Below are 16,826 nucleotides of genomic sequence, written 5' to 3'. Positions count from 1 at the left end.
AGGATTTTTATATGAGGGAGGGAATAGTATGACAGACAAAAAAGATTCACTACAAAGTCGTTTACTCGATTTTTTCGGTGAAGAAGAATATAAACCGTTAACCGTTGGAGAAATCGAAGACGAATTCGGGTTTGAAGATGCAGAAGAATTTAAGGAGCTTGTCAAAACGCTTGTGCGAATGGAAGGGCAGGGCTTAGTTGTTCGCTCACGCTCCAATCGATATGGCTTACCGGAGCGCATGAATTTACTCCGTGGTAAATTTATCGGTCATGCAAAAGGATTTGGCTTTGTGACACCAGATATTGAAGGGATGGATGATGTATTCATTCCACCGCACGAAGTAAATGGTGCCATCAATGGCGACACGGTCCTAATTCGCGTATTAAAGGAATCCTTTGGCGATCGCCGTGAAGGCACTGTGACAAAGGTTGTGGAACGCGGACAAACAACATTTGTAGGCACATTCCAAGCAAATAGAGGCTTTGGCTTCGTCGTATTGGACGATAAAAAACTACCAATGGACATCTTTATCGCAAAAGGCGATACATTAGGTGCGGTTGATGGTCACAAAGTTGTCGTGGAAATTGCTACATGGCCAGAAGATTTAAAATCAGCAACAGGCTATATTACAAAAATTTTAGGGCATAAAAATGATCCAGGTGTCGATATTTTATCGATTCTGTATAAACATGACATTCCACCAGAGTTTCCAGAAGAAGTCATCGCTGCTGCACAACGTGTGCCAGATGAAATTTCACCAGCCGATTTAGAAGGTCGTCGTGATTTACGCCATGAAACCATCGTTACTATCGATGGTGCAGATGCAAAAGATTTAGATGATGCGGTAACAGTGACAAAAAATGTAGACGGTACTTACAAGCTTGGCGTACATATTGCAGATGTCAGCTACTATGTAACACAAGGCTCTGTAATTGATATTGAAGCATATGACCGAGCGACAAGTGTCTATTTAACAGACCGCGTTATCCCAATGATTCCACACCGACTGTCAAATGGTATTTGTTCATTAAATCCGCAAGTAGACCGACTAACGCTATCATGTGAAATGATTATTGATGGCAATGGGAATGTGATTGCACATGAAATTTTCCAAAGTGTCATTAAAACGACAGAGCGTATGACGTACAAAGATGTTTATAAAATTCTAGAAGAACAAGATGAAGCACTAATTGCTCGCTATGAGTCGCTTGTACCGATGTTTAAAAACATGGCAGAGCTATCGAAAATTTTACGTCGCAAACGTGAGTTACGTGGTGCTATTGACTTTGACTTTAAAGAGTCGAAAGTAATCGTCGATGAAGATGGCTGGTCAGTCGATATTGAACTGCGTGAACGCACTGTAGCAGAGAAGTTAATTGAAGATTTCATGCTTGCTGCCAACGAAACAGTAGCAGAACATTTCCACTGGATGAATGTACCGTTCCTATACCGTATTCACGAAGATCCAAAGCCAGAAAAACTACAACGCTTCTTTGAATTCGTTACGAACTTCGGTATTTTAATTAAAGGTACAGGCAATACGGTGCATCCAAAAGCATTGCAAGATGTGTTAACAGCCATTGAAGGCATGCCAGAGGAGCCAGTTATTTCGACGATGTTACTACGCTCTATGCAACAAGCGAAGTACTATCCAGAAAGCATTGGTCACTTCGGTTTATCGACAGATTTCTATACCCATTTCACATCACCAATTCGTCGTTACCCTGACTTAGTTGTCCACCGTTTAATTCGCACGTACTTAATTAATAAAGATACGTCGAAAGAAACGCTTGCACAATGGGCAATGGCAATGGATGAAATTGCCGACCATACATCTGAACGCGAACGTCGTGCAGTTGATGCAGAACGCGATACAGACTCGCTGAAAAAAGCACAATATATGTCTGATAAAATCGGTGAAGAATTCGAAGGTATTGTGTCTTCTGTTACGAACTTCGGTATCTTTATTGAGCTACCAAACACGATTGAAGGACTTGTGCATATTAGCAATATGACGGATGATTACTATCGCTTCGATGATCGCCAAATGATGATGATTGGGGAACGTACAAACCGCCAATTCCGCATCGGTGATGAAGTCAAAGTACGAGTTGCAAACGTCATTATCGAGGAGTCATCAATTGACTTTGAAATCGTAGGAATGGTAACTTCTTATGGAAGAACAAGAAAAGCCACACCTACTGTTATTCATGCACGTAAAAACTATAGCGACAACAAAGACGGACGCAGTAGCCGAAGCAATCGTTCAGGCGGTGGCAGAGGTCGCCGTGACGAGGAAAAACCAAGCCATGGCGACTCTTCAAAACGCAGAGAACGCGGTGACAGTGATCGCGATCCACGTGGTAACGCAAAGATAGCTCAAGCCCTGCCGAAAAAGGCGTAAAACAAAAACAAAAGTTTTACGAAGGCATCGCTAAAAAAGGCAAAAAGAAAAAAACAAAACGTAAATAATGAAAAAATCCAGCGTGAGCAGGCTAAGTCCTGCTCAACCTTTGAATAGAGGGTGAACTAAATGGCAAAAGGTACTGGGAAAGTATTAGCACAAAACAAAAAAGCGGGACATGACTACTTTATTGAAGACACAATTGAAGCGGGCATGGTACTAACAGGCACAGAAATTAAAGCTATTCGTGCAGGCAAAGTCCAATTGCGCGACTCGTACGTTCGAATTACAAACGGCGAAGCATGGATTAGCAATATGCACGTTAGCCCATTCGACCAAGGAAACCGTTTCAACCACGACCCATTACGCGCCCGTAAATTGCTCCTACATAAAAAGCAAATCGGCGAACTAGTCGGCGCAGTCAAACGCGACGGTTACACCATTATCCCTTTAAAAATGTACATTAAAGACGGCTACGCCAAACTACTAATCGGCGTCGGCAAAGGGAAAAAAGACTACGACAAACGCGATGACATGCGCAAAAAAGAAGCAAAACGCGAAATGGAACGCACCTTCAAAGCAAAAAATCAATACTAGTAGATTATGAGGAAGGCTCACCACTTGTTGTGGTGAGCTTTTTTCAATGATGTTCGCAGGTATTTGAGAGGGTGAGGAGGTTTACCCGCGGAATGATGGAGAATACCCGCGAAATGGGGTGGTTTATCCGCGAAACGAGGGAAAATACCCGCGAAGAGAGGAGGTTTATCCGCGGAATAAAGAGAAATACCCGCGAAGTAAGATGGTTTACCCGCGGAACAAAAATAATATCACCTAAAGAACAAAAAATTTTCCATTTACTTGAGATTTTATTAAAGTTTTTACGTTGTTAAAGTAAGGAGGTGGGGTCTCATGGATATGCAGCTGATACAAAAAATCATTGCCGGGGATCAACAAGCTTTTCGCATCATTGTTGATACATATAAACAGCCACTTGTCAGCTATTTAACATATCAAACGAATGACGAGGAATTGGCGAAAGATATTGCACAAGAATCATTTATTAAATGCTATGAAAACTTACTTCATTTTAAAGGTGGATCTTTTAAGGCATGGCTTTTTCGTATCGCGATTAATCAACTGATTGATTTTAAAAGAAAGCATAAGGAAGATGCAACACCACTTGAGGAAACGCCCTCATTAGAAACACCTGAAGTATTAATAATCAAAAAAGAACAGAACGCGTTACTTCAGCAATGGCTTGCAACATTGGAACACAAAACGCACCAAGTTTTCGTCCTAAAGTATGCCAGTAATTGCTCTTATGAAGAAATCGCTGAGACACTTAATATTCCAATATCCGAAGTACGAAACCGACTGCATAGAACAAAGAAACGGCTAAGAAACGCTATGTTGAAGGGAGAGATTAATAATGAACTGCTTATCAACTGAAGAAATGCACGATTTTATCGATGGACGAATAGAAGATAACAAAATGATGCAAATGGACAAGCATATTCAATCATGTGCAACTTGCTCTGCATTATTGGATGAACAACTTGAAACTGAACAGCTACTAAGCTCCCTGTTTCCTCCGGTACATGTTGACGATTCATTTACAAATCAAGTGATGAATCAATTACCAAAGAAAAAGACTTCACTTACAAAAAAGCGAGACTGGCGAGCAACTTTTGTAGCAGTCGCATTCGTCACAGCGGCATTATTATTTCTAGTATTCTCGACTATGCAGCAGGAGCCAACAACTAGTTCTACACCCATTACGATAAAAGTAAAAGACGTTAAGCTCACAGACGCTTACATTACAGTGACTCTAGCTACATCTGGCTACAATGGTGATGAAAATTTCTTCAATGAAGCAACCGTGGGAGATGTAGCACTCGTACTACCAAGCGGAAAAAGTGAAATAGCTAGTTATTCTGCAGAGCAATCAATGAATGAAATTAAATTTGAGTTCCCCTTATTTAATGTGACACATGATGAATTTAAACTTCTTTTTAACTATCAACACATTTATGATGTAGATGGTCAGTGGACGTTTGAAGTACCGATTGATCGCAAGGAATTGTTAGCTCAAACAGAGACTGTCACGCTACGTTCTGCGTTTGAAAAAGACGGCGTTGACGTAAACTTTATCCGTGCGCAACATGGACCACAGAACTCTCTCTTTAAATTTGAAACGAAATTTACGGAGGACATGGCAACATTTGTAGAGCAACAAGTAGAAAAGTTTACAGCTGATTTACCGCTAGCAGAAAAAGAAGCTTATGCAGGTTATAATGCACAAATATTATATGACGTTATTGACGCTGATGGACAAAAATTACAACGCTCGATGCCTGAAGATAACGTCAATATTCAAAATGATCGTTACGCTCATACTGAAACATTTAGTGCCTATCCAAGTGTAAAAGAAGGCGGCTATATAGCTGTTACTGGTGCCAAGTTTGAGTTGCCGACGAATGTCCGACATCCGCTAACTTTGGACCAATTACCTTACTCCTTTACTTATAAAGATACAGTATATGAAGTAAAGCTCTTACCCAACCAACGTCTTGAAATTTCCTCAGACGCAAAGGCTACGACGATTAACGACTGGCATATTACAGTGAATAATAAACCAGCATGGGATACAGCCCGTGTTCGAAAAGATAAAGAAAAACAGTATACAACAATCACATTCGAAGAGGGTATTCAATTAGATTCGTTTATCCTTTACGGTCAAACAGAATTACAATATGTTTACTTTGATGAACCAATTCGTGTAGATATACGATAACCTAAAAACACCTTTTTATTAATAATTTTCAAAAGGTGTTTTTCATTTGCTATGCTTTTGGCGTTGAAAGGGGACCTATCTATCTGTAAATAAGGCACTATACTTGAAGTACAGCTTGGTTTGTTTTATAATATGAATTGTTAATGCCAGATGTATTGAAGCGTAGTACTACTCTTCAACCGTACTAGAAGCAATTCTAGCTCTTTGTTTGATCGTGGTCACGTGCCTCGCATCATATTCAAGGGGACGTTACGGATTCGACAGGGATGGTTCAAGCTTTGGTCGCGCGTCGGAGGTCTCGGCTCCGTCATCAACGGAAGTTATATAATAACTGGCAAACAACAAAACTTAGCTTTCGCAGCGTAAGCTCGTAAGCGCTCTGCCTCTCTATCGCCCATGTAGAGTACGTAGGGCACAACTTTAGTGGGATACGGTCGATGGTGCCACCTGAGTCACCGGCAAGAGATTTCCAGGTTAGCGTACAGGACGCCTGTTTGTCGGCATAATGCTACGCGAAACGCAAATGGACAAACTACACGCGTAGAAGCTGAAGTATTGGAGTCTTTGGACGCGGGTTCGACTCCCGCCGTCTCCATACATAATTTATCAGTAAAATACTGTTAAATTGTGCCGTAAAGCATAAATTTCCCGAATGGAAAGTTTATGCTTTATTTTATTTTATTTATTTTAGTAAATTTTATAGTTGAATATTCATCTTAGGTAATCCAATAAAATGGTGTACTATTAAAAATAAGTAGTTTAATCGGCAATCGGGCCATTTTCTTGAGTAACTCATTTAAAGAAAATTGATATGGAGCAAAGAAATTGTGTAGATTTTCACTTAAATTAAAGAAGCAGTTTAGTTAATAGAAACTAGGTTCATTTGGTGAAATGATACAATTTTTAGTAATGACACAATGGTTATGGGTATTGGTTATTGGTTATTGTGTTTAGCGTACTAGAATGGATTTCAATCCCATTCATAGGTGCATTTTAACTATATCAATTAATTGATGGCATATTAATAATAGCTTTTATTATTTACCCATTATTTTTCATTACATCTCTTTTACTATTACAAAAGGGAATTAAATAAATTGGTTCAGTAATTTTGCTTATTCCATTAATCGCGTATGCACCCTTGCTAATAGGGCTTCAACCGTTGCTAAAAAAATGTATGTATTACTAATTGAACTAACGGGTGATTTAGGTTAAGAAGAAATATGCTTATGATCTTCCACAATCGGGCACTACCAATCAGCGCTCGTTTTCATTAAAGGGCTAGATTGTTGAGTATTGATTAGTTTAAAAACATCGATAGGAGAGATGCCTATGAAAAAAACACCAAAACTTTCAAATGCAAAATCCCTTATTTCTGTTGTATCAGAAACACTTTGGAATGGAGAGTAGCTGGTATCGCCGTAAGTGCTGAATATATTAGAGAATAGTAAGTCGTCAAAGGACGACTTTTTTGTTTATCATATTAAATTGTTTGGTTTAGTCTTTAAATCACACAGCTACAACTATAAATACCTGAATAAAATCCCCAGTAAAGTCGAACAATTCTTATTTGACCATAATTCGAGAGTCATTTTAAATACGAACATTCATTTTTCGTTATTTCTCTTTTTATAGCATAGATAGTGTTTCTAGCAAACCCTGTTTCACGATGAATGTTCATGACTGACTCATTCTGTTTTAAAAGACATACAACCTCATTGTAAATTATTCGATCTTTATTGACTTCAGCATGATATTTTCTAGGCTTCCCTTTGAAAGCTCCACGCTCTTTTGCAATAGCAATTCCTTCTCTCTGTGCAGTTTTAATTCGATTGCGTTCTTCTTCAACCACCCATGAAAGAAGTGTCAAAACTAGATCAGACACCAGTTACCCACAACATCTAATTATATTTTCGTGTATCAAGAATCGGCATATTTAAAACCACAATATCAATTTCATCTTCGATTATTTGTTTCCACTTGTTAATTAATTCTTTTTTACTACGGCCAAAACGGCTTAAATCGTGGACTACTAACACATCTCCGAACCAAATTTTTATCGCATTTCATGATAAACTGAACGTGAAAAATCTTTCTCTGACTTTTTTTCAGTGTATATTCTGTCGCGTCCAAAAGCTTCAAGCTCCTTCAGCTAGCAATCTAAATTTTGTTCAACAGAACTAACCTACGCATAACCAAAAATCATTATGTATCGACACCTTTAAATGAACAACTTATAAAGAACTATATAGCTTACTTAAAATGAACAGAAAATAGAATTATCATATACATACTATGATGCTCATGGAAATGCTTTAAGAGTGGCAACAAAAGAAAGCAGAAGAAAACAAGGGAAAGTTAATGTATCCAATCAGGTTCACGAAAGGATCAAGCAACAGCCAAAAGATGATAAAACATGAGAGAGTAAATAATTCAGATGTATTACATTTACCTTTATTAGATTTCTTTAAAAATAATTAGCCCTATACTATTAACAAAAAGCTAAAGTTGTTTTTTTGTGTATACCTAATAGTTGAAAAAGATTCCAATGTCGTTTATTATGAAATCATCATGATATCTCCTCAGATATCACATTTTTTTAATAATTTAAAAACAAATAGAGATAGAAAGAAGGGCTTTGCTGTGCGTATTATTCTTGATGCGATCGGTGGAAGCCAAAGCGTAAAAAGTTGGGCAGGAATAACAAAAGTATCTGAACCATCAGTCTACAAAAGATTCAGATACGAATTAGATTACCTTGAATTGTTTGGCGTACAATTACAAAAAGGTACTTGTAAAGAAACTGAAACAATAAAGAGACTAAAAGATACAGACGACATCTGGCAACTAAGAGTAAATGATTATCGAATTTTTTATTTTTACTTAGATAACGAAACCATCGTCATGACTAATTGGTTCAGAAAGAAAACAAATAAAACGCCAAAAAAAGAAATCCAAAAAGCAGAAACGATAAAATTAAAAATCCAACAAAAATACGCTTTGGTTTAAACCAATTATTCCGATTTCCCAGCTATACAGCTGGGGACATTCGGAATAAATCGAATCAAAACACGGCAAATAATAACCCAAGGAACATTTTACTTATTACTGACTAAATTTAGTCAAAACACCACATTCTAAAAGAACAAGAACTAAGGGAGGGTAAAAATGAAAAAACGTGGATCAAATAGTTAAACTTAAAGCTATTTACAGACAATGTAAATTTAAATTATTGATTTAAAGTAAGCATTAAATACTTTTTAGGAGTGACCAATATGTACACGTTAAAAGAAATACGAAGAGAAGAAGCTGCACAAAACCCAGAAGCTTTTTTAATTGAAAGTCTTATTGGTAAAGTTCGTGCTTATCGCATCTTTTTTGGTATATCTCAACGTGAACTATCTAGAATATCAGGAGTCACACAAAATATTATTTCTCGGATGGAAAATGGTTTAATTACACCACATATACAAACGATTTTTAAGCTTCTGAATGCTCTAGATTTAGACATTGAAATAAATGTCCAACCACGTAAAACCGAAAGGGATGAATTTAGATAAGCAAGGTGAAATAAAAATATATAAAAATGGAATCAAGAAGATATCTCTTGATGATGAAGAATCATCAGACATTGATAGTTAAAATTAATTAAATAAATATAAAAAGCATTAAGAGATATTCGTAAAATATAAGTTATACGAACATCTAACTTAATGCTTTTTTATTTCTAAACTCCATTTGGTCCAGTCCAAATTATTTAATCACTGGTTCCATCACACTTAGACTTTCAGGGTGTAGTTTATAAAAAAGATTGATCATTTAAATAGAGTTTGTTTAATATCCTGTGTTGATATATAGACTTTTTTCTTATTCCACAATAGGGAGGCGCTATAATTAAGATTGGCAATTTAAAGATTCTTGGATATATGGTTAACATTTCTTTTATAACGGTTTTAAAACGTTTGAATTTTTATATTTTTTCCTCTATATGTCTACAATAATATGACTTCAAATCTCCTAAAAGGATTTTGGTGTTTTTTGTTGAATAAGGGTTATATAGGATATAGTTGTTTTGAAATGTAATCAAATTTATTTATCTATAGGAGGAGTATAAATGGAGTTTTCACAAAAAATTCAAGCTCTTAGAAACAAAGCACAAGAAACTCAAGCAGCAAATAAAATTATGGATATGTTAACAGATTTAAAGTTGAAAAATGATGCATCTACATCATATAGATGGATTTGGGAATTAATTTAAAATGCAAAAGACGTAGTTAATTCAAGTGGAAAAGTTGATATATTAATTAATTTAGATCAAGTAAAACAGACAATTGAGTTCAAGCATAATGGGAAATTATTTACAACAAAAAATCTTGTTTTTCTTATAGAGCAAGTTTCTACTAAAGATAGAAATTTAGAACAAAATAGAGTTAATAGAACTACAGGGAAATTTGGAACAGGTTTCTTAACGACACATTTACTATCAGATAAGGTCACTGTATTTGGATTTTTACAAGATTTAGATGAATCTGCATGCGCTTTTAACATCCTTCTGGATCGATCTGGTAAAACTAAGGAGAATATAATAAAAGCCATCCAAGAAAGCTGTTTACAATTAGATAAAAACACCAAAATGTGTACAGAACAAATAAAAGAAACAAATTTCAATACTTGCTTCTCATATAGTTTAGATGAAAAAGGTATACAAATTGCAAAGGATGGGTTAAATAATTTAACTATTTCTGCTCCGTATGTTTTTGCATTTGTGCCAGAAATAAATTCAATTACAGTTCAAGGAGACTCCTATAAGCAAGTAATAACACGTGGCAAAATTGAATAGTAAGGCTATATTAGCTAAATTTAAATTATATAGAATGTAACCAGCGTCTAGAGAAATAAAGGATGGACGAAGCTATTAGTTTTTCAAAGTTGATGAATCCTAATACAGTTGATTATTTTTTAGAAGTGTTAATAAATTGCTATACAAAATGATAAGGAGTAAAGAAATGACAGCTATCGAAATACTATCATGGCCTTTTATACAAGAAAGCATCAATCAAATCAACAACAAAGAGCAGTATTTAAATTATCCAGTTATTTATGTTTTGAATGGCAATAAAGAAGCTTATATTGGTGAAACGGTTTATTTTAAAAATCGTATGAAAGCTCATTTAAAAGCACGTAAAAATATTCAACAAGTAAATTTGATTAAGCACGAACACTTTAATCGATCAGCAACCTTTCATCTAGAGACAAAACTGATTAACTATTTCCTTGGTGATGAAAAATTTACGCTTCAAAATAAAAGTAAGACGGCTAACGATTTTACTCATAACTACTACAATAAACCTTATTACGATCAACAACTATTTAAAGAACTTTGGCAAAAACTATATGAACAAAAGCTTGTTGACAATGAGTTATATGTAATTGAAAACAAAGATATTTTTAAATTATCTCCTTTCAAAGATTTATCTTTAGAACAACTTGAATTAAAAGATAAAGTACTCGAGTTTTGTGAGGAACGAGTTACTCAAAACACAAGTGAATATGGAAGTCTATTAATCATTGAAGGTGAAGCGGGCGTTGGAAAAAGTGTTGTGTTAAGTTCTATTTTCAATACGATTCAAGAAAGAGTAGAAGAAGCATCTTCAAATTTATATCGTACAGAAAATTATTTAGCTGTGAACCATGAGGAAATGTTTAAAACATATAAAAATATAGCAAAACAAGTGAAACATTTAAAAGGGAAAAACTTTGCAAAACCCACATCTCTGATTAATATGTTGCAAAAAGAGGGAAAAAGGGCTGATATCATTTTCGTTGATGAAGCACATTTATTGCTAACAAAGCCAGATACTTATAATGGTTTCCATGGAAATAATCATTTAGAGGAGTTTTTGAAGCTAGCAAAGGTAGTTGTCATTATCTATGATCAAGATCAAGTATTAAAACTGAAGAGTCTATGGGGAGCAGCAACATTAGAAGGGCTTAAGAAATTAAGTACTTTTCACGAAGAATACCAGTTAACAAACCAATTCCGCATGCAAGCAAATGATGACGTAATCAATTGGATAAATGAATTCAAGCGAAAAAAATTATTGCCCCTTCCTAAAGATAAAAACTATGAATTTAAAGTATTTGAATCTTTGAAGGACATGCATGATGAAATTAAATACAAAAATACACAGCACGGTTTAAGTCGTGTTGTATCAACGTTTGATTATATACATAAAAAAGATGGTGGGACCTACTACGTGAAAGAATCAAATGGTGAATACCAACTGCCATGGAATACAACAAGTACGAAATATACATGGGCAGAAAAAGCAGAAACCGTTCACGAGGCTGGATCAATTTATACAATACAAGGCTTTGATTTAAATTATGTTGGTGTCGTGCTTGGGCCATCTGTTCAATATGACGCTGTTAAAGATGAAATCAGCATTGATACGAGTAAGTATATGGATAAAGGTGCATATACAGGTATGGACGGAATTGAAAATGTAAATGAAGCAAAGGAAAAAATCGTCCTAAATTCAATCAATATATTGATGAAGCGTGGAATTAAGGGTCTTTTCATTTATGCAAGTGATGAAGCATTACGCAATAAACTTTTAGAATATCAAAAAGTAGGTGAATAGTATGAGTGAGTTAGAGCAACTACGTGAAAATATTTTGCAATTTCGAGACCAACGTAACTGGCAGCAATTCCATAATCCTAAGGATCTAGCGCTCTCCTTATCACTTGAAGCAAGTGAATTATTAGAGCTGTTTCAATGGAAAACGGGTGAAGAAGCAGTTGAAAAGAACTTAGATAAGATGAAGGATGAGCTAGCAGATGTTTTGATTTATGCGATATTATTTGCTAATGAGACGGATATGGACTTAGTAAAAATAATAAATAATAAACTTCAAAAAAATAATGAAAAATATCCTATTGAAAAGTTTGCTGGAAAAAATACTAAATACAATGAGATATAAATAATATACAAATATTTACGTGAAAAATTGATATGATTTTTGGATTAAAGTTACCGCTTCATCAATATTTTTTTATTTAAGGATGTGTAATTTAAAATGAATGCTGCATTTCTTAAAACATATCATCTAATGGGAGTTTACCTAACGTATTCTGATATTTATGATAGAAAACCTACGCTTTATGAAATGGAATTGTGCATTTCTTAACTTTACACAAAAAAATGTTTAGCTTAGCAATAGATCAGACAACAGTTACTCTAAAACAAAAATAACATCGGAGGTATTTATGGAAAAATTAGAAAGCCACCTTTTTCATATAAAAAGTAATTTATTAAATATGGCCTTTTTTGGAGGGCATTTATGTAATGGGTATATAAACAATGATGATTATGCTAAATCTAGAGCTGTATTAACATATTTAACTAAAGAAATATTTTCGATTCACAGATTTCCAGGCTTTGATGAATATTATCTGTCTACAAATGGTTATCATCTTAGAAAAGCATTTATGGAATTGACTTTGGAGGATATACAAAAAGCAAAAGATGAATTAGAAAAACTGTATATTCATACACAGACTTATTTAAAAGAAAAATTCCCATCAAAAAGTTCTGTAATTTTAGGTAGATCATTGAATTATGAGGAGGTAAAACAAGTTACTAACCGATTGCTTGACAAAAATGTTAAAGATGATGACCATATTCAATTTGAAACTAACATAATTCTTTCTTTTGCAGACAAGAACTTCCTTGGATCTTATGGTAGTAATGTATTTTTAAAAATGGATGTTTCATTTGACCAAATACTTATGCATTATGATTGTATTTATTATCCAGATGGAACAACAGGGGAAGAAAAAGAACATGAGGTATGGGTAATTAACAATAACTTATTTGGTAGAATAACACAGCCTAAAGGTAACTTTAAGTCAGAAAATTTAAGAAAAAGTGATAGCCATTACTTAACTGAATATGATTTCCCTTTGGATTTCCAACCTGAAAATAGTAACTTTTATAGCTATGATTATGCACTCCAAAGGCATTTTAATGTATGGAATGACCCATGGGTGCAAAGTGTAATAAAACTAAGAAGGAAATTAGGAAAAATAAAATAGATAGTGTTGAATATTAAAAAATTAATAAAAAATGGATGTTTGCCGTTTTTTTATAATCGACTACACGATACGTAGAAAAATATAGTAAATAGATGAAATACAAATATTAAGTTTAATTCACCGATGATTTTTATCAAATTTGAATAGCTATAAATAAAAATTGGTTACTGAATTCCGATTTCAATCCCAAAGAAATTCTCCATCACCGAGTTGTCATAACAGTTGCCTTTACGTGACATACTTTGCACAATGCCTTTTGATGCAAGTGCGTGGCGGTATTGCTTCATTTGATAATGCCAGCCTTGATCGGAATGCTTCAGTAATTGGTGTTCCTATGGTAACTTCTCTAATGCTTTCTCCAACATTTCTGAGACAAGTGAATACGTTGGTCGATGACCAATTGTGTAAGTAATAATTTCTCCGTTAAATAAGTCTAAAACAGGGGATAAATAGAGTTTTTCACCAAACAATTTAAACTCTGAAATATCTGTTACCCACTTTTGATTAGGGGCTTCAGCTGTAAAATTGCGGTCTAAAATATTCGGTGCGATTTTACCGACTGTCCCTTTATATGATTTATACTTTTTCATTCTGACTACGCACTTTAAACGAAGTGTTTTCATGATACGTTGTACCTTCTTATGATTCACTCTTCGTCCACGATTTGCGAGTTCATCACGAATGCGACAGTATCCGTAACGGCCTTCATGTTCGTTATAGATGGATTGAATTTCGGCATTTAAGTCGGTATCTGGATTGGGACGATTCAGTTTCTTCACTATGTCATAATACGTACTACGTGGAATCTGTGCGAATGCGACAAGTGCCTTCACCGAGTATTTATGCCTTAATTCATAGATGACCTTTACTTTGTCTTCTTTGGTGATGTTTCCTTGGCTTGAACTAAGGCGTTCAACTTTTTTAAATACTCGTTTTCCATTTCAAGCTGCTTGATACGAGCTTGAAGTGCTTCTGGTGAGACTTCTACTGGTGTTTGTTTTAGTTGTTTGTTGGTTTCTTTTTTCATGGATGGACGCCCCTTTTCCTTTGATTGAAGGGCATCGAATCTTTTTGTTTCAAACTGTTTTCGCCAATGAATAATGGACGATGGAGCTGCTATGCCAAAGATAGCCGCTGTTTCTATTAAGGACGTACCGTGGTCAATCATGAAGTTTAATACGTCTAGTTTAAACGGTGCTGTATAGTGTGTATACGATTTTATAAACGCTTTTACACCGTTATACTCATATTGTTTAGCCCAATTAAGAATAGCCTTATGATCTGTCCCAATCGATTTAGCAATTTCATGTGAACTTTCTTTGCCTTCTAAGTATCGTAAAGCTGCTTGTAATTTTTCCTCTGCAGTTCATATCAAGGGTTTTTTATATTCATCTATATATGATATGTTCTGTAATCAAAATAATAACGTTATCAGAAAGGGATTCACCTGTTACAATTAAGGATAAGAATTACATGATTTGTAGATAAATGTGGAGAAGTGCTTATTTACTCATATGTCCTGCCTGATAATTTACCGAAATTACTAAGTGATTTATGATAGATATATAATTTTTAAAGCTTTGGTAAAAAAGAAAGATACTTAAATGAATGAGGTGTATTAAGGTAGTGGCTAAGTATAATTGCATAACATTAAATATAAAGAATGGTGAAATAGAATATTTTGATAAACTTCGTCAACCTGAACAAAATATCCTTAAAAATGGTAATGTTGTATACATATATAGAGGAACTAAATCTAAGAAAATTTATATTGGGCAAACTAAACATTTTATTGAGAGAAATAAGCAACATTATAATGGTAAAGAGCAAAAGTTTAATATAGCAGCCTTTGACCAAGTAAGCATTCTGATCTCATCTTATTTCAATGGTTCAGCTTTAGATGATGTAGAAAGCCAGCTTATTACCAACTTTATTGCAGATAATCCAAAGTCTAAAAGTCAGTTAGTTCAGTATGATAATGATGAAGTTATTAATCGGAACAATGGTAATAGTGTAAATGACTACCGAGAAAGAGAAAAAGTTGCTTTAGAAGTTATTTTGCCTTTCTGGGAAAAAGAGCTATACCCAAATGGATGGGTAAGTACACCGACTTTGAAAGAACTACGTAGAGGAGCCTTAGTTAAATATAGTCCAATCAAACAATTAACAGACGAACAAGTCGCTTTACTTAAGGAGATTAATTCAAATTCAGATAAAAGTTTTGTGATTAATGGTGATGCTGGAACTGGAAAAACCGTCTTATTGACGCATTTGGTAGCTATGCTATTAAACGAGCAACCTAATAAGAGAATAGCAGTTGTTTTACAGCCTAATTGGATAACAACAGCAAAAGATATTTTTAGAGTGTACGGAATGAATAGTAATAACCTAACAATTGCAACCTCAACTCAATTAATTAATGCCAATAACAATTATGATGTTGTTATTGTTGATGAATCCCATAAGCTGTCTAGAAAGTTCTCTAAACAAATGGCATCTTTCAATGAGGTTTATCAAGGCAGATTTGTTAATGATAATAACCATTTAAATTGTTTGAAAAAAATGGGCGGTCAAATTGTCTTAATGTATGATGTATTACAAGCTATTCGACCTGCCAATATAACTCGTACTGATTTCAATGATGCCACAATTAATTTTGAAAAGAGATATTTAAAGACGCAGTTTAGAATTCAAGCTCCTAAAGGAAAAAACTATACATCTGATGATTTTATGAATGGTATTAAATATCTTTTATATAAGGATACTGGCTTATTAGAGGAAACGAATTTCGACCCTCAATTTGATAAATCTATATTCCATGATTCAGAGTTAGATTCTTATTTTGGCTATTTTGAAACAGAACCTTTAATGAATTTGATTGACTGGGTAGAGGAAGACAATAATTTTAATCCCGAACATGTTAATAGAATATTAGGGGGATTAGTTGAGCCTTGGAAACAAGCTCATGGTAAAGACCCATCAATTACACATTGGCATGAAGGTGATATTAAACGAAGATGGAATTCTACGCAAGAAAATTGGATTTATTCGGATGATGAAGATGCAGAAGAGCAAATTGGCTCTGTTTTTGCAGTACAAGGAATCGATTTAAATAAAGTTGGTGTTTTAATAGGAAACGATCTTCAAGTTGATGCTGAAGGGCGATTATACGGAGAACCAAAAAATTTCCATAATGTAAACGGTAAATTTTCTAAAAAAGATGACAACCCAGATAATCCATACGAGTTTACTTTATTCGTTTTGAATATTTATTATATTCTAATGACTAGAGGCATTGATGGGGTTCGAATTGGCTTTTGGAAAAATGAATCATTTAAAGAATATATGAAGAAAACTCTTGAAATTGATTACCTAATTACTAGTTAAAAAATTCTGTTGTAAAATTAAAATAGACATTGAGTGTGTGTTTCAATAGAAACCCGCACTTTTTTATTTCTAAAAAAATTTTAAAAGACAACAAAATTATTATTTATTTGAACCATTCCATGATGTTTTGACCATTGAAATAG

General features: G+C 34.4%; 13 protein-coding genes, 1 other RNA gene and 2 pseudogenes. 13 read left to right on the top strand and 3 right to left on the bottom strand.

Annotated features, from left to right (window positions below):
• Positions 1 to 28 precede the first annotated feature (28 nt).
• From rnr to ssrA, 6 genes and pseudogenes are all read left to right on the top strand, one after another.
• Positions 29 to 2,472: pseudogene (rnr, locus tag LO754_RS19075) on the top strand (ribonuclease R).
• A 61-nt stretch (positions 2,473 to 2,533) separates the two neighbouring features.
• Positions 2,534 to 3,001 (top strand): SsrA-binding protein SmpB, encoded by a 468-nt coding sequence (smpB, locus tag LO754_RS19070; protein ID WP_024363920.1) that lies wholly within the window; start codon positions 2,534 to 2,536, stop codon positions 2,999 to 3,001.
• A gap of 92 nt (positions 3,002 to 3,093) precedes the next feature.
• Positions 3,094 to 3,294: a hypothetical protein gene (locus tag LO754_RS19065; RefSeq protein WP_231785043.1), complete on the top strand. Its 201-nt coding sequence runs from the start codon at positions 3,094 to 3,096 to the stop codon at positions 3,292 to 3,294.
• Positions 3,295 to 3,313: 19 nt separating this feature from the next.
• Complete coding sequence (locus tag LO754_RS19060; protein WP_024363921.1) at positions 3,314 to 3,853, top strand: RNA polymerase sigma factor; 540 nt, start codon at positions 3,314 to 3,316, stop codon at positions 3,851 to 3,853.
• Complete coding sequence (locus LO754_RS19055) at positions 3,834 to 5,198, top strand: anti-sigma factor (protein WP_231785042.1); 1,365 nt, start codon at positions 3,834 to 3,836, stop codon at positions 5,196 to 5,198. Before LO754_RS19060 ends, LO754_RS19055 begins: the two co-directional genes overlap by 20 nt.
• A 242-nt stretch (positions 5,199 to 5,440) precedes the next feature.
• Positions 5,441 to 5,796, top strand: a transfer-messenger RNA (tmRNA) gene (gene ssrA / locus LO754_RS19050).
• A gap of 990 nt (positions 5,797 to 6,786) precedes the next feature.
• Here the strand turns inward: ssrA and LO754_RS19045 are convergent.
• Together LO754_RS19045 and LO754_RS19040 are read right to left on the bottom strand one after the other, a co-directional pair.
• Positions 6,787 to 7,083, bottom strand: a complete 297-nt coding sequence (locus tag LO754_RS19045) for a recombinase family protein (RefSeq protein WP_231785041.1) — start codon at positions 7,081 to 7,083, stop codon at positions 6,787 to 6,789.
• A 16-nt stretch (positions 7,084 to 7,099) separates the two neighbouring features.
• Complete coding sequence (locus LO754_RS19040; RefSeq protein WP_231785040.1) at positions 7,100 to 7,237, bottom strand: recombinase family protein; 138 nt, start codon at positions 7,235 to 7,237, stop codon at positions 7,100 to 7,102.
• Positions 7,238 to 7,841: 604 nt separating this feature from the next.
• On the opposite strand from LO754_RS19040, the gene LO754_RS19035 reads away from it, so the two are divergent.
• The 6 genes from LO754_RS19035 (at position 7,842) to LO754_RS19010 (ending at position 13,296) form a co-directional block, all read left to right on the top strand.
• Positions 7,842 to 8,207 carry a type II toxin-antitoxin system RelE/ParE family toxin gene (locus LO754_RS19035; protein WP_231785039.1) on the top strand — a complete coding sequence of 122 codons (366 nt, stop codon included), beginning with the start codon at positions 7,842 to 7,844 and terminating at the stop codon, positions 8,205 to 8,207.
• A 266-nt stretch (positions 8,208 to 8,473) separates the two neighbouring features.
• A complete protein-coding gene (locus LO754_RS19030) occupies positions 8,474 to 8,758 on the top strand; it encodes a helix-turn-helix domain-containing protein (RefSeq protein WP_231785038.1) in 285 nt (94 codons plus the stop codon).
• Between the two features lie 554 nt (positions 8,759 to 9,312).
• A complete protein-coding gene (locus tag LO754_RS19025; protein WP_231785037.1) occupies positions 9,313 to 9,456 on the top strand; it encodes a hypothetical protein in 144 nt (47 codons plus the stop codon).
• A 748-nt stretch (positions 9,457 to 10,204) separates the two neighbouring features.
• The gene (locus LO754_RS19020; protein ID WP_231785036.1) at positions 10,205 to 11,842 is read left to right on the top strand and encodes a DUF2075 domain-containing protein; all 1,638 of its coding nucleotides are present in this window, start codon (positions 10,205 to 10,207) and stop codon (positions 11,840 to 11,842) included.
• 1 nt (position 11,843) lies between these two features.
• Positions 11,844 to 12,182 (top strand): nucleotide pyrophosphohydrolase, encoded by a 339-nt coding sequence (locus LO754_RS19015; protein WP_231785035.1) that lies wholly within the window; start codon positions 11,844 to 11,846, stop codon positions 12,180 to 12,182.
• A 286-nt stretch (positions 12,183 to 12,468) separates the two neighbouring features.
• Entirely contained in the window at positions 12,469 to 13,296 is an 828-nt protein-coding gene (locus LO754_RS19010) for a hypothetical protein (protein ID WP_231785034.1), read from the top strand.
• Positions 13,297 to 13,478: 182 nt separating this feature from the next.
• Here the strand turns inward: LO754_RS19010 and LO754_RS19005 are convergent.
• Positions 13,479 to 14,662 (bottom strand): annotated as a pseudogene (locus LO754_RS19005) (IS3 family transposase); the annotation flags it as partial.
• A gap of 260 nt (positions 14,663 to 14,922) precedes the next feature.
• Here LO754_RS19005 and LO754_RS19000 point away from each other — a divergent pair.
• Positions 14,923 to 16,683, top strand: coding sequence for a DUF2075 domain-containing protein (locus LO754_RS19000; protein ID WP_231785033.1), 1,761 nt, complete (start codon positions 14,923 to 14,925; stop codon positions 16,681 to 16,683).
• The last annotated feature ends 143 nt before the right edge of the window (positions 16,684 to 16,826 follow it).

Source organism: Lysinibacillus sp. GJ-1 (genome assembly GCF_021166035.1).
GTDB lineage: Bacteria > Bacillota > Bacilli > Bacillales_A > Planococcaceae > Lysinibacillus > Lysinibacillus sphaericus.
Note: the sequence above shows the minus strand (reverse complement) of the source record. Positions and strands in the feature narration are given on the sequence as shown.

What these genes read in the sequence shown, in the direction of transcription:
- LO754_RS19010 (WP_231785034.1), top strand. Translation starts at nt 12,469, where the DNA reads ATGGAAAAATTAGAAAGCCACCTTTTTCATATAAAAAGTAATTTATTA.
- smpB (WP_024363920.1), top strand. Translation starts at nt 2,534, where the DNA reads ATGGCAAAAGGTACTGGGAAAGTATTAGCACAAAACAAAAAAGCGGGA.
- LO754_RS19020 (WP_231785036.1), top strand. Translation starts at nt 10,205, where the DNA reads ATGACAGCTATCGAAATACTATCATGGCCTTTTATACAAGAAAGCATC.
- LO754_RS19065 (WP_231785043.1), top strand. Translation starts at nt 3,094, where the DNA reads ATGATGGAGAATACCCGCGAAATGGGGTGGTTTATCCGCGAAACGAGG.
- LO754_RS19025 (WP_231785037.1), top strand. Translation starts at nt 9,313, where the DNA reads ATGGAGTTTTCACAAAAAATTCAAGCTCTTAGAAACAAAGCACAAGAA.
- LO754_RS19055 (WP_231785042.1), top strand. Translation starts at nt 3,834, where the DNA reads ATGAACTGCTTATCAACTGAAGAAATGCACGATTTTATCGATGGACGA.
- LO754_RS19060 (WP_024363921.1), top strand. Translation starts at nt 3,314, where the DNA reads ATGGATATGCAGCTGATACAAAAAATCATTGCCGGGGATCAACAAGCT.
- LO754_RS19015 (WP_231785035.1), top strand. Translation starts at nt 11,844, where the DNA reads ATGAGTGAGTTAGAGCAACTACGTGAAAATATTTTGCAATTTCGAGAC.
- LO754_RS19030 (WP_231785038.1), top strand. Translation starts at nt 8,474, where the DNA reads ATGTACACGTTAAAAGAAATACGAAGAGAAGAAGCTGCACAAAACCCA.